This is a genomic window from Stomatobaculum longum (assembly GCA_000242235.1).
GTDB lineage: Bacteria > Bacillota > Clostridia > Lachnospirales > Lachnospiraceae > Moryella > Moryella longum.
On the sequence record JH590864.1, the window covers coordinates 191,852 to 205,048 of the forward strand.

The following is a 13,197-nucleotide window of genomic DNA, read 5'->3' on the forward strand; positions in this document are numbered from 1 at the left end:
TCAGCGGGTGTGAATGATGCGGCGGGCCGCAAAGTGCGAGACCCGGTTCCGGAGAAAGTGAACGCCGAGCAGAACTTCGTAGAGCGCGACTGCCTTGTCCGCGAGCAGCAGCCGGAAGGCGAGTTTGGAGCTCGGCAGATGTACGCTCAGCGGAAACATGTGCGCGCGAATGGCCCGCGCCTCTTTGCGGGTCAGACCGAATTCCCGCATGGCATTGGCCGCGGCCTCTTCGGGATGATAGAAGCAGTAGAGCCCCGGGTGGTCGTTTTTCCGGGTGTAGTCGACAAAGCAGAGGTCGTGAAGCAGGCCCACCTTGACGGCGCTGTTCGGGTCGGCGCCGCTGCGCGCGGCAAGCCAGGCCATGCAGACCGCGACGCGGACCGAGTGGTCATAGGTATTCGTGTAGATATGGCGCGGATAATGTAAGAGAGAGCGGAAACTCCGGCTCTCCAGAATGGCAGCGGCTTCGGGGGCCGTCTGCTCCAAATAGTCAAAATACTTCCGATTCATAGAATAAAACCTTCTTTCTTGCGCGGCGAAAACGCTGCATACCGCGCCGACGCTCCCCAGTATAGCGGAAAGCGGGCATTGAGACAATGCTCACAGGACGGACGCCCGGATTTTATTTCGAGAAGTCCGAGAAAATGTGAGGCGCATTGCCTTGAAAACAGGTATACTGAAAGGCAGAAACCAGCGTTTTTTTGTTTTTCCGGTGGGAGGTGTGAATGCCGAAAGTTTCGATTATCATTCCCGTCTACAACGCCGAAAAGGTTCTTGCGCGCTGCCTGGACAGCGTGCTCGCGCAGACTTTTACGGACTTTGAGGTGCTCGTCATGGACGACGGCAGTAAGGACGGCACGGCGGCGCTCTGTGACGCCTATGCGGCGAAAGATGCCCGCATCCGCGCGGTTCACAAGGAAAACAGCGGCGTCTCGGACACGAGGAATCAGGCGCTCTCGCTCGCAACCGGCGACTATCTCCAGTTCCTTGACGCCGACGACTGGATTACGCCGGAGGCGACGGCTCTCTTTTTTCACGCCGCCGAGACAAACCGGGCGGATCTCGTGATTTCCGACTTTTATCGCGTCGTGGACGGCTGGACCGCCAGAAAGGGTTCGATTGACGAAGAGGGACTGCTCACGCGGGAGGAATTTGCATCCTGCATGGCAAAAAGCCCAGCCGACTACTATTATGGCGTCATCTGGAACAAGTTTTTCCGCCGCGACATCGTGGAGCACTATCATCTCCGCATGGACGAGAAGCTGCGCTGGTGCGAGGACTTTATCTTCAATATGGAGTACATCCTGCACGCCGAGCGCATTTTTGTGCTCCGCGCGCCGACCTACTACTATGTGAAGACAGAAGGCTCGCTCGTGCAACAGGGTCTGAATATCCCGAACATCGTCCGGATGAAGATGAATGTGCTGAACTACTACCGGGACTTTTACAAAAAAGTCTTTTCGGAGGAGGAGTATGCAAGCCACCGCCCGGAAATTTACGGTTTTCTGCTCGACTACTCGCACGACGACGGTGTGATTCCGTTTTTGCCCGGCTCGAAGCGGCTCGGCGAGGAGAAAGCCTTTGCGGCGCATGCGCCGCTTAGCGCCAATGTCTGGACGGAACACTACTATGTCGAGCGGCTGTTCCGGCGTTACGCCGACACGATAGGTGCGCGCTTTGACCTTGAGCAGCGGGAAATCGCGGCGGTCATGTTCCTTGCGAACTTTGAGAAGATTGAGAGTATGCGCGAGTTTGCGGAGTACCTGAACTCTACGCAGATCGGCGCGAATGCGCTGCTCGAGTATCTCGCATTGAAAGGCTATGTGCGGACGGAACTCGGCCAGCCGGAGAGTGCCGTGCTCACGGAGAAGGCGGAGGAACTGAAAAAGGCCGTACTGCAGGCCGAGGAAGAGGCGGAGAAGACTATATATCAGGGATTCACCGAAGAAGAAATGCAACAGCAGCCCGAAAGCCGCCTGCGCAGAATGGAAAACATGCGCGCCCAGCTGGAGCGCTGAACAAACGACAGTCACGAAGGAGGACAGACAAATGGACCTGCAACTCAGACCGCGCGAGGAATGTCGCTTTGATGCCGTGAGTCTCGGTGAGATTATGCTTCGCTTCGATCCGGGCGAGGGAAGAGTCAGAACGGCGCGGAGCTTCCGTGTCTCGGAGGGCGGCGGCGAATACAATGTGGTGCGCGGCCTCCACAAGTGTTTCGGTTTAAAGACGGCGGTCATCACGGCTTTCGCCGATAACGAAGTCGGAAAGCTCCTGGTCGACTGCATTGAGCAGGGCGGCGTCGCGACCGATTTTATCCGCATGGTGAAGACGGACGGCATCGGCAGAAGCTGCCGGAACGGCCTCAATTTTACGGAGCGCGGCTTCGGTGTCCGCGGCGCGCTCGGCTGCTCCGACCGGGCCAACACGGCGATCTCCCAGATGGGGCCGGAGGACTTTGATTTCGACTACATCTTCGGCGAGCTCGGCGTCCGCTGGCTGCACACCGGCGGTATCTACGCGGCGCTCTCGGAGCGCGCCGGGGAGACCGCGATTGCGGCCTGCGAGGCTGCGCACCGCTACGGCACCGTGATTTCCTACGACTTAAACTACCGTCCCTCGATGTGGAATGCAATCGGCGGCAAGGCAAGAGCGCAGGAAGTGAACCGCGCCCTCGCGCGCTATGTGGACGTGATGCTCGGCAACGAGGAGGATTTCACGGCCTGCCTCGGCTTCGAGGTTCCCGGCAACAGCGAGAGCCTTGATCAGCTGAATCTGGAGGGTTACCAAGAGATGCTCCGGCGCGGCGCGGCCGAGTTCCCGAACTGGAAGGTGGTTGCGACAACGCTCCGCACCGTGCACTCGGCGACCGTGAACGACTGGAAGGCCATCTGCTTTGCCGACGGCGCGCTCGCCTTTTCGCGCGGCTATGAGGCCATGGAAGTGCTGGATCGCGTGGGCGGCGGGGACAGCTTTGCCTCGGGTCTGATTTACGGGCTCATGACGACGGGCGACCCGAAGAAGGCGGTCGAGTACGGCGCGGCGCACGGGGCGCTCGCGATGACCACACCGGGCGACACGTCGATGGCAAGTGTCGACGAGGTCGAAGCGCTGATGGCGGGCAAGGGCGCGCGCGTGAAGCGCTGAGACTTGCAAAAGGGCAAGACTTGTGCTAAAATCTTGCGCTTTGAAGAGGGATGTTGTTGTTTCAAGGTCTCGGGAGAGACTTCAAAGGAGAGAATTTTGAGAAAGACAAAGATTATCTGCACGATTGGACCTGCAAGTGACAGCGAGGAGATGCTGAAGAAGCTCATGCTCGCGGGCATGAATGTGACACGTTTTAACTTTTCTCATGACACGCACGAGGCGCACGCCGAGAAATTCAAGCGCGTGGTGAAGCTCCGCAGAGAGCTGGGTCTCCCGGTTGCAACGCTGCTCGACACGAAGGGCCCGGAGATTCGTCTCCGCGACTTCAAGAACGGTTCGGAAGTGCTTGAGAAGGGCGCAAAGTTCACACTGACTACGAGAGAGCTGCTCGGCGACAACACGATTGTCTCCGTGAGCTATAAGGATCTGCCGAGCGATGTGCGGAAGGGCGGCGTCATTCTGATTGACGACGGTCTGATTGGTCTCCGCGTCGACGAGGTGGATGGCACCGAGATTCACTGCACGGTCGAGAACGGCGGCAAGGTCTCGAACCACAAAGGTGTGAACATTCCGGGCGCCGATCTCTCGATGCCCTTTATCTCCGACCAGGACAGAAGCGACATTGAGTTCGGCTGCCAGATGGGCTTTGACTATATCGCGGCTTCGTTTACGAGAACCGCTGCGGATATCCGCGCAATCCGCGAGATTCTCGATGCGCACGGCAGCAAGATGAAGATCATCGCAAAGATCGAGTCCGTACAGGGCGTGAAGAACATCAAGGAGATCTTTAAGGAGGCCGACGGCGTCATGGTGGCGCGCGGCGACCTCGGTGTTGAGGTTCCGGCTGAGGATGTCCCGGCAATCCAAAAGGACATCATCAAGCTCGGCGCGAAGATGGGCAAGATTGTCATCACGGCGACCCAGATGCTCGACTCGATGATTCACAACCCGCGGCCCACGCGCGCCGAGGTCACGGACGTCGCAAATGCGATTTACGACGGCACGATGGCAATTATGCTCTCGGGCGAGACCGCAGCCGGAAGCTACCCGGTCGAGGCGGTCGAGATGATGAGCAAGATTGCCGAGAAGACCGAGCAGGACATCAACTACAGCGAGCGCAGAAGAAGACTCGAGACCGAGAAGCAGGAGGATGCGACGACCGCAATCAGCCATGCGACCTGCACGGTCGCGGAGGATGTCCGCGCAAAGGCGATTGTCACGGTCACGATCTCCGGTTTCACGGCGAGACGGCTTGCGAAGTACCGCCCGGAGTGCCCGGTCATTGCCTGCACAGTGAGCCAGACGGTTGCCTGCCAGATGAATCTGCTCTTCGGTGTGATCCCGGTGCTGATTCCGCAGGAGGACAATGCCGACATGCTCTTCGACGCCGCACTCCACGAGGCCAAGAAGCTCGGGCTGGTGTCCGAGGGCGACACGGTCATCCTGACCGCAGGTCTGCCGCTCGGCGTGAGCGGCAACACGAACATGATTCGTGTGATGGAAGTGATTTAACGCAAATTGTTGCACCGGCAACGGAAATAAAAAGACGCCGTGTGGTAGACTGCTCGGGTAGGGCGGATGCCGCACGGCGTCTTCCTGTATACAGGGAACCGTTCAAAAAAACGAAGACCGCAGAGCTTGCGGAGAAATGAGGAAAGTATGAGCTTATTTTTAGGACCGATTCACCACTGGCTGTATCACAAAATCCGTCTCCAGGAGGAACTGATCACAACCCTCGCCGAGCGGGAGGGCGCGAGAAGCGGCGACAGCGGCAAGTACGAGACCTATGTGAACCGCGAGCTTCGCCCGCTCGAGGAGCTGATTGACACCGACAACATTCACGGCTGGCTGCAGGCGCGCATTCACGACGCCGAGAGTCGCTATGCGGCGCTTGTCGCGGCAATTCTGAAAGAGGACAGCGGCGCAAAGTCCCGGATTGAAGACGAGGTCTTTGCGTTCGGCGCGTCGAATGCGGCGCCGGCGGAGGCGAGCCCCGCGGAGGCGTATCGTTTTTACGGCGACAACCTCGTGAACGGCATGCCCTGCGACCATGTGGATCGCGTGACGGAGCAGGCGGAGGATCACATTGCCTGGATCCTCGATCAGGATCTGCACGGCGATTTCTGGATTCAGGCCGGTCAGTCTCCGGAACTCTACTATGCGCTGCGTCTCGCCGAGATGCGCGGTATGCTCTCCGGCACCCGTTTAGAGCTGCTCTCGCCTTCCGAGATGAGCTATGTGTTAAAGGAGAAGGCATGAACGAGAGCATCTCTCTCATGGTCGAAGAGCATGAGAACATAAGGCGCATGTTGCGGGTGCTTCGCGCGATGTGCCGTTCGGTGATGCACGGCGAGGAAGTGGATCAGGCGGACTTTGCCGCCGCAATCGACTTCATTCGGAACTACGCGGATCACCACCACCACAAGAAAGAGGAGGAACACCTCTTCAAGGCGATGGTCGCCAATATGGGAAAGATCGGCGAGAATCTGGTGACTCACGGCATGCTGGTCGAGCACGATCTCGGCAGAGGCCATGTGCTTGCCCTGACCGAAGCGTTGGAGCGTTTCCGGCAGGACCCGAGCGATGACAACCGCCTCGATATTATCGCCGAGGCGATGGGCTATGCCGCGCTCTTAGACCGCCACATCGAGAAGGAAAATACCGTCGTCTACCCGTTTGCCGAGCGCAGTCTTTCGCCGGAGATTTTTGCGGAAATCAATGCGGCTTCCGCAGCCTTTGAGGCGGATTCCGCGGAGCAGGCGCTGCGCGACAAGTACAAGGCAATCGCGGACCGTCTCGAAATGAAATACGGCACGGCGGCCTGAGACTTGTTTTATTCCTAGAACTATGCTAGGCTTTGCCTGTTTGGTATCTACCGGAAAGGACAAGTTATGAGCATTTACAATTACAGTGTGCCGTCGGTCGGCGGCGGAGAATTGAAACTCTCGGACTACAAGGGCAAGGTTATGCTGATTGTCAACACGGCGACCGGCTGCGGTTTTACGCCCCACTACGAGCCGCTCGAGGCAATGTACGAGGCGGATCACGACAAGGGACTCGAGATCATCGATATTCCCTGCAACCAGTTTGCGGGACAGACGCCCGGCACGGACGAGGAAATTCATGAGTTCTGCACGCTGAAGTACCACACGACCTTCCCGCAGCAGAAGAAGTCGGAGGTGAACGGCGAGCATGAGCTCCCGCTCTACACCTTCTTAAAGAGTCAGCAGGGCTTTGCGGGCTTCGGCAAGGGGCCGAAGGCGCTGATGATGTCCGCGCTTCTTCTGAAGCAGGACAGACACTACGCCGAGAAGCCGGACATCAAGTGGAATTTCACGAAGTTCGTCGTGGATCGCGACGGAAATGTCGTGAAGCGCTTTGAGCCGACCGCGGACATGGCAGAGGTCAGCGCGTTTGTGGAGAGTCTGCTGTAACATAGAATACGACGCACAGTCCCGAGCGGACTGTGCGTTTTTGCGTGAGAGAAAAGCAAAGTGGCGGGGTTGTCCGCGCAATAAATACAAATGTGCGCATACCGCGAAAACATACTTGCCAACTCGGAAAAAGCAGAGTATAGTTATGAGCCATACGAAAGAGTAGTTCGCGCGATGGCGCATGTCACGGAGGATTTGAGGATGAAAAGAGAATTTCACGCACCTGAAAAAAAGCTGAGAGTTGGTGTTCTCGGCGCAACGGGCATGGTGGGACAGCGTTTTCTGACAATTCTGGAGCAGCACCCGTGGTTTGAGGTCACGGCTCTGGCCGCGAGCCCGCGGAGCGCCGGCAAGACCTATGAGGAGGCGGTCGGCGACCGCTGGAAACTCGACATTCCGATGCCGGAGCGCTACAAGAAGATGGTCATTCACAATGTGAATGAGGTCGAGCAGGTGGCGCGTGAGGTGGACTTTGTCTTCTCGGCGGTCGATATGACGAAGGAAGAAATCCGCGCAATCGAGGATGCCTATGCAAAGCACGAGACGCCGGTTGTCTCGAACAACTCGGCGCACCGCTGGACTCCGGATGTCCCGATGGTCATTCCGGAGGTGAACCCGGAGCACTTTGAGATTATCGCCGCGCAGAGAAAGCGCCTCGGCACCGAGAGAGGCTTTGTCGCGGTCAAGCCGAACTGCTCGATTCAGAGCTATGCGCCGGTCTTTGCGGCGTGGAAGGAGTTTGAGCCCTATGAGGCGATTGTCACGACCTATCAGGCAATCTCCGGCGCGGGCAAGAACTTTAAGGACTGGCCGGAGATGGTCGGCAACATCATCCCGTACATCGGCGGCGAGGAAGAGAAGAGCGAGAAAGAGCCGCTCCGCATTTACGGACATATCGAGGGCGATCATATCGAGCCGGCGACGGAGCCGAAAATCAGCAGCCAGTGCATCCGCGTGCCGGTCTTAAACGGTCACACGGCGGCGGTCTTCGTGAAGTTCCGGAAGAAGCCCACGAAGGAACAGCTCCTTGAGAAGCTCGCGGCGTTCAGCGGTCTGCCGCAGGAGATGAAGCTCCCGAGCGCACCGCAGCAGTTTATCCGCTACATGGAGGAGGAGAACCGCCCGCAGGTCGCGCTTGATGTGAACTACGAGGGCGGCATGGGCATCTCGATCGGCCGTCTCCGCGAGGATACGATTTATGACTGGAAGTTTGTGGGTCTCTCCCACAACACGCTTCGCGGCGCAGCGGGCGGCGCGGTCGAGTGCGCGGAGGCGCTGACCGCGCTCGGCTATATCGCGGCGAAGTAACCGTAAGGCAGAATCCGAATTGTAAGAACAGCGAAAAGAGTCGCTCTCCCGAATTTGGGCGAGCGGCTCTTTTGTGTTGTGGCTGAATCCGGGCGCTTACGGTAGAATAGAAGCGGTATGGAAGCGGAACTTGGTAGCTGCAAAGCGCGGCATAGCAGTGCGCAAAGAGAAACAGAGAAAAAGAGAAAGCCAACAAAATAAAAGCGACAAGCTGACGGCAAAGGCATACCATAGAATCGCAGAAGATACAGAGCGCTGAGCGGAAACGGTATCACAGGGGAACAGAACTTGAAGGTAGCGCAAAGGAGAAGGGGGATGGCATGAGAGCAAAGGAAATCGACGGAATGAAGGGGGCACTGATTTTTTTGGTGGTGCTCGGGCACTTTCTCTTGCCGCTACTCGGCTTCGGGGCAAGGAGCATCAACCTGCCCTTTGATTTGATCTACAGTTTTCACATGCCGGCCTTTGTCTTTCTCTCGGGGCTTTTCGCGGGGCATGCGCTGAGGAGTCCGCGGCACTGGTGTAAGCGCTGCCTCACCTTACTCTGGCTCTATGTCTGCTTTAAGTGGCTGGTCTTTTATCCGGAGCGGGCGGCCTATCAAACGGGCGGAACCCGGCCGGATTTTTGGCATGAAAGCGGCACCCCCTGGTTTGTGCTCGCGCTCTTTCTCTGGACGCTCGCTTTGCCGCTTTTTTCTCTGTTACGGCGCGCCTTTACGACAGCGCCGGTGTTGCTCCTCATCCTTGCGTTAAGCCTGTGTCTCGGTGACTTGGACGGACGTTTACATCTCACGGATTTTCTCGCACTGGACCGTGTGATTGCCTTTGCCCCCTTCTTTTACGGCGGCACCTTTCTCGAGGAAAAACGTTTCTCTGTATGGATCAAGAATGGAGGGCGCTCGCAATGGGGAATCATGTTTGTCGCTGCCGTCCTTGCCCTCTATTTTGCGTTTCAAAGCGGCGGATGGCTGCACCCCTATCAAAATCTGATTTACGGTGTCTGGTACACACGCTTGGATACTTCCGCGATGCCGGAACTTGTTCGGACGGCGCCCTGGCTTTTGCGTCTCTTCTGGTATCTAGCTTCGGGAATCATCAGTGCGGGCTTTTTTGTGTTCGGAAAACTGCTTGTCAGACTTCCGAACTTCGGCGCGGGACTCGCCGCGCGCGGTGAACGGAGTCTGCCGATTTATATGCTTCACCGGCCGCTTCGAGACATAGGGCTCCTGCTCGGATACCCGGCCTATTTTGCGACGAACCTGCGACTCGCATTCCCGCTGCTCTTTTTGCTCTCCCTGCTTTTGGTCAGGCTTTTTGCGGCGGAGCCCGTGTACCGGCTCTTTCTCGCAGTGCAAAAGTTACCGGGGAAAGCCTTGGATGTCCTTCTCGGACCTGCGGAAAAACAGAGAAAAATGTGATAGATGTGCTAAAATAAAAGATTGAGAGTTCGAAGCAGAATGCCCGCAGGCAGGGCACTCAGACAGCGGAGGTGAGAAAAATGGCGGTGAAACAGAGAAGTTTCGGTACCTTCTCGGGGGGCAGGGAGGCAAAGCTCTATGAACTCAGCAACCAAGCAGGTGCTTGCGCACGCTTTACGGATCTCGGCGCGGCGTGGGTCGGCATGGAACTGCCCGCAGAAGGCGGAAAAACGGTAGATGTGATACTCGGTTACGACGACCCGGCAATTTACGAGAGGAATCCGGGCTGTCTCGGCGCAATCGTCGGGCGGCACGCAAACCGCATTGCGGGGGCCGGTTTTACGCTCGACGGCAGGCGCTGTCAGCTCGAAAAAAATCAGGGCGAGAACAATCTCCACTCGGGGCCGGACGGCTGGTGGAAACGCCTCTTCCGCGCAGAAGTGCTCGAGGAAGAGAATGCGGTGCGCTTCTCCATCGAAGAGCCGGACGGCGCACAGGGCTTTCCCGGTGCACTTTCGTTCTCGGTGACCTATGGTCTCACGGAGGAAAATGCGGTCGAGATTCACTATGCGGGAACCCTGACAGCGGGAGCCGCGCACACAGTATTCAATCCGACGAACCACGCCTATTTTAATTTGGCGGGGCACGATGCGGGCGAGATAGACGCACAGGAAGTTTGGATTCACGCTGATTATTTCACGCCGACTGATGCGGTCTCGATTCCGACCGGCGAACTGCGGGAGGTCGCGGGGACAGCCTTTGACTTCCGGCAGATGAAGCCCGTAGGGCGGGACATCGGGGCAGAGGAAGAGCAGCTGCTACTCGGCCACGGGTACGACCATAACTTTGTCGTCAAGGACTACGACGGCCTGGTGCGCCTGGTCGCGGAAGCCTGCGATCCGGCGAGCGGCAGAACCCTCGCTGTCTACACCGACCGCCCGGGACTCCAGTTCTATACGGCGAACTGGCTCGGCGAGGGCACGCCGATCGGCAAGGAAGGAGCTGTCTACCGAAAGCGCGGCGGCTACTGTTTTGAGACCCAGTGTTTTCCGGACGCATTGCATCACCCGGACTGGGTACAGCCTGTCATTCCGGCAGGAGTGACCGTGCGGACTACCAGCATCTACCGATTCGGCGGCTTTACAGAAGAGGAGGGGAGAAACTGAAGCGGCTGTTTATTGCGGAGAAACCGAGTGTCGCGCAGGAGTTTGCGCGCGTACTCGGGGTTTCGGGTCGGCGGCAGGACGGTTACCTCGAGTCCGGTGACAGCATTGTGACCTGGTGCGTCGGGCATCTCATCACGATGAGCTATCCCGAGGTCTACGACGCGCGCTATCAAAAGTGGTCGCTCGACACCCTGCCTTTTTTGCCGGAAGAATTCCGCTATGAGGTGATTCCGGAGGTCAAAAAGCAGTTTGAGATTGTGAAGCGACTGCTGACCCGAGAGGATGTCGACACGATTTATATCTGTACCGACTCGGGGCGCGAGGGCGAGTATATCTACCGCCTGGTCGATCAGATGGCCGGGGTTCCCGCGGAGAAAATAAGAAAGCGGGTCTGGATCGACTCCCAGACCGAGGAGGAAATACGGCGCGGCGTCGCCGAGGCAAAGGACTGGAGCGCTTATCGGAATCTCGCGGCGGCGGCCTATCTCCGCGCGAAAGAAGACTATCTGATGGGCATCAATTTTTCCCGGGTACTCACGCTCCGCTACGGCGCGGCGCTCGCCTCGTTTTTACAGCAGCGCTATACCGTGGTCTCGGTGGGACGCGTCATGACCTGTGTGCTCGGTATGGTCGTGCGGCGGGAAAACGAAATCAGGGTCTTCCGGAAGACGGTCTTTTACCGCATCTTCGGACAGTTTGAACTCTCGGGCCAGCGCTTTTTCGGCGAATGGCGCGCGGAGAAGGGCTCTGCCTATGAGGGCTTTCCGGGGCTCTATAAGAACAACGGCTTCCTGAAAAAGGAGGATGCCGAGGCGTTCCGGCAGAATTTAACGGCAGCCCTCCCGGGAACGGCGACGCTCCTAAAAAACGAGAAGAAGAAGGAGGTCAAGCGTCCGCCCTTACTCTACAACCTCGCGGAACTCCAGAACGACTGCGCGAGGCGCTTTAAGATAAGCCCGGATCAGACCCTGAAAGTCGCGCAGGAGCTCTATGAGAAAAAGCTCGTGACCTATCCGAGAACCGATGCGCGCGTCCTCTCCTCGGCGGTCGCAAAAGAAATTCAGAAGAATCTGAGCGGCCTCACGCGGGTGCAGGCCGTCGGCGGCTTCGCGCAGGAGGTGCTCTCAAACGGTAGCTACAAAGGGATTGCGAAGACGCGCTACACGGATGACAAGCAGATTACCGACCACTACGCGCTGATTCCGACCGGACAGGGCCTCGGAGCTCTCCCGGGGCTTACGCCGCTCTCCGCGCAGATTTACGAGATGATTGCGCGGCGTTTTCTGGCTGTTTTTTATCCGCCCGCGGTCTATGAAAAGCGCTCTCTGGAACTTCTCTTCGGCAGAGAACACTTCTTTGCCGGCATTCGCTCCCTTGTGGAAGAGGGCTGGCTCAAAGTGTCCGGCGAGAAGAAACAGAAGGACAAAGAGGAGAAAGAAAAGGAAGAAGAGGGGGAGGCCGAGAACAGCGGCACGGCGGCGCTCGCCGCCGCACTCGCGGCAGCGAAAAAGGGCGCGGCGGTCGAAGTGAAGGGCTTTGATCTCCGCGAAGGCGAGACCTCGCCGCCGAAGCGCTACACCTCGGGCAGCATGATACTCGCGATGGAGAATGCGGGTCAGCTGATTGAGGATGAGGAACTCAGGAGCCAGATCAAGGGCTCCGGCATCGGCACGAGTGCGACCCGCGCGGAAATTCTGAAAAAACTCGTCAACAACAAATACCTTGCGCTGAACGGAAAAACCCAGATTATCACGCCGACCCAGCTCGGCGAACTGATTGTGGAGGCAGTGAATCTCTCGATGCCGCCCCTCCTTCGCCCCGAGCTCACGGCGAGCTGGGAGAAGGGGCTCACGATGGTACAGCAGGGCGAAATCAGCGAGGCCGACTACATGGCAAAACTTCGCGACTTTGTGGCGCGGCGCACTGGTCTCGCGGCGGGGCAGAGCGCAAGCTATAAGCTCCGCGAGGCGTTTGAGGCGAGCAGACAGTATTATCCGGCCGTCACGGAAAAAAGGCGCGCGGTACGGCGAAAAGGAGGCAGTAAATGAAGGCAGCAGAGATCGAAGTGAAGGCGCTGTTTGACCTTAGTCACAGCATGGCGGGAGAGTTTCTCGCGAAGTTTCGCTATCCTTACGAGGCGCTCCCCGAGCTCGGGGCGTGGATTGCCGCGGTCGGCCCGCAGCTCTCTTCGGATGAGTACGAAAAGCGGGGCGAGCAGATTTGGATTCATAAGAGCGCCAAAGTTGCGCCGAGTGTGAGTCTCACGGGGCCGCTCATTGTATGCGCAAACGCAGAACTCAGGCACTGCGCTTATTTCCGCGGAAATGTTCTGATCGGCGCGGGCAGCGTCGCGGGCAACTCCTGCGAGTTTAAGAACTCACTGCTCTTTGACAGTGTCGAGGCGCCGCACTATAACTATGTCGGCGACTCGATTCTCGGCTACCACGCGCACATGGGCGCGGGTTCGATCACGAGTAACATCAAGTCCGACCGGAAGAATATCGTGATCCGGACCGACGACGGGGCAATCGAGACAGGCCTTCGGAAAATCGGCGCGATTCTCGGCGACTATGTCGAAGTGGGGTGCGGTACGGTCTTAAACCCCGGTTCTGTCGTCGGAAAAAATACGATGATTTATCCACTCACTTCGGTGCGCGGTCCGGTGCCCGCGAATTCGATTGTGAAGAGCGCGGAGAACATTGTCATAAAACAGAATTGAGAGGA

General features: G+C 58.0%; 12 protein-coding genes. 11 read left to right on the forward strand and 1 reads right to left on the reverse strand.

Annotation, left to right across the window (positions count from 1 at the left end):
- Positions 1-510, reverse strand: coding sequence for an HD domain-containing protein (locus tag HMPREF9623_RS09395; protein WP_009533650.1), 510 nt, complete (start codon positions 508-510; stop codon positions 1-3).
- A gap of 215 nt (positions 511-725) precedes the next feature.
- On the opposite strand from HMPREF9623_RS09395, the gene HMPREF9623_RS09400 reads away from it, so the two are divergent.
- The 11 genes from HMPREF9623_RS09400 to HMPREF9623_RS09450 all read left to right on the forward strand — a co-directional run bounded on the left by HMPREF9623_RS09400 (position 726) and on the right by HMPREF9623_RS09450 (position 13,192).
- On the forward strand, positions 726-2,018 hold the full coding sequence (locus HMPREF9623_RS09400) for a glycosyltransferase (protein WP_009533651.1): 1,293 nt from the start codon (positions 726-728) through the stop codon (positions 2,016-2,018).
- A gap of 31 nt (positions 2,019-2,049) precedes the next feature.
- Positions 2,050-3,147 (forward strand): sugar kinase, encoded by a 1,098-nt coding sequence (locus tag HMPREF9623_RS09405; RefSeq protein ID WP_009533652.1) that lies wholly within the window; start codon positions 2,050-2,052, stop codon positions 3,145-3,147.
- 96 nt (positions 3,148-3,243) lie between these two features.
- Positions 3,244-4,659 (forward strand): pyruvate kinase, encoded by a 1,416-nt coding sequence (gene pyk, locus HMPREF9623_RS09410; protein ID WP_009533653.1) that lies wholly within the window; start codon positions 3,244-3,246, stop codon positions 4,657-4,659.
- 147 nt (positions 4,660-4,806) lie between these two features.
- Complete coding sequence (locus HMPREF9623_RS09415) at positions 4,807-5,406, forward strand: hypothetical protein (protein ID WP_009533654.1); 600 nt, start codon at positions 4,807-4,809, stop codon at positions 5,404-5,406.
- The gene (locus HMPREF9623_RS09420) at positions 5,403-5,972 is read left to right on the forward strand and encodes a hemerythrin domain-containing protein (RefSeq protein ID WP_009533655.1); all 570 of its coding nucleotides are present in this window, start codon (positions 5,403-5,405) and stop codon (positions 5,970-5,972) included. The genes HMPREF9623_RS09415 and HMPREF9623_RS09420 overlap by 4 nt, the downstream gene beginning before the upstream one ends.
- Positions 5,973-6,038: 66 nt before the next feature.
- Positions 6,039-6,581, forward strand: a complete 543-nt coding sequence (locus HMPREF9623_RS09425) for a glutathione peroxidase (RefSeq protein ID WP_009533656.1) — start codon at positions 6,039-6,041, stop codon at positions 6,579-6,581.
- Between the two features lie 201 nt (positions 6,582-6,782).
- Positions 6,783-7,889 (forward strand): aspartate-semialdehyde dehydrogenase, encoded by a 1,107-nt coding sequence (gene asd / locus HMPREF9623_RS09430; RefSeq protein WP_009533657.1) that lies wholly within the window; start codon positions 6,783-6,785, stop codon positions 7,887-7,889.
- Between the two features lie 320 nt (positions 7,890-8,209).
- Positions 8,210-9,307, forward strand: a complete 1,098-nt coding sequence (locus HMPREF9623_RS09435) for an acyltransferase family protein (RefSeq protein ID WP_009533658.1) — start codon at positions 8,210-8,212, stop codon at positions 9,305-9,307.
- A gap of 80 nt (positions 9,308-9,387) precedes the next feature.
- A complete protein-coding gene (locus HMPREF9623_RS09440) occupies positions 9,388-10,473 on the forward strand; it encodes an aldose epimerase family protein (RefSeq protein WP_009533659.1) in 1,086 nt (361 codons plus the stop codon).
- A complete protein-coding gene (locus HMPREF9623_RS09445) occupies positions 10,470-12,521 on the forward strand; it encodes a DNA topoisomerase (protein ID WP_040800395.1) in 2,052 nt (683 codons plus the stop codon). Before HMPREF9623_RS09440 ends, HMPREF9623_RS09445 begins: the two co-directional genes overlap by 4 nt.
- A complete protein-coding gene (locus tag HMPREF9623_RS09450) occupies positions 12,518-13,192 on the forward strand; it encodes an LbetaH domain-containing protein (RefSeq protein ID WP_009533661.1) in 675 nt (224 codons plus the stop codon). Before HMPREF9623_RS09445 ends, HMPREF9623_RS09450 begins: the two co-directional genes overlap by 4 nt.
- Positions 13,193-13,197 lie beyond the last annotated feature (5 nt).

Excerpts from the sequence above, each read along its gene's own strand:
- HMPREF9623_RS09440 (WP_009533659.1), top strand. The coding sequence starts at position 9,388 with ATGGCGGTGAAACAGAGAAGTTTCGGTACCTTCTCGGGGGGCAGGGAG.
- HMPREF9623_RS09400 (WP_009533651.1), top strand. The coding sequence starts at position 726 with ATGCCGAAAGTTTCGATTATCATTCCCGTCTACAACGCCGAAAAGGTT.
- HMPREF9623_RS09425 (WP_009533656.1), top strand. The coding sequence starts at position 6,039 with ATGAGCATTTACAATTACAGTGTGCCGTCGGTCGGCGGCGGAGAATTG.
- HMPREF9623_RS09405 (WP_009533652.1), top strand. The coding sequence starts at position 2,050 with ATGGACCTGCAACTCAGACCGCGCGAGGAATGTCGCTTTGATGCCGTG.
- HMPREF9623_RS09395 (WP_009533650.1), bottom strand. The coding sequence starts at position 510 with ATGAATCGGAAGTATTTTGACTATTTGGAGCAGACGGCCCCCGAAGCC.
- HMPREF9623_RS09415 (WP_009533654.1), top strand. The coding sequence starts at position 4,807 with ATGAGCTTATTTTTAGGACCGATTCACCACTGGCTGTATCACAAAATC.
- HMPREF9623_RS09435 (WP_009533658.1), top strand. The coding sequence starts at position 8,210 with ATGAGAGCAAAGGAAATCGACGGAATGAAGGGGGCACTGATTTTTTTG.
- asd (WP_009533657.1), top strand. The coding sequence starts at position 6,783 with ATGAAAAGAGAATTTCACGCACCTGAAAAAAAGCTGAGAGTTGGTGTT.
- HMPREF9623_RS09450 (WP_009533661.1), top strand. The coding sequence starts at position 12,518 with ATGAAGGCAGCAGAGATCGAAGTGAAGGCGCTGTTTGACCTTAGTCAC.
- HMPREF9623_RS09420 (WP_009533655.1), top strand. The coding sequence starts at position 5,403 with ATGAACGAGAGCATCTCTCTCATGGTCGAAGAGCATGAGAACATAAGG.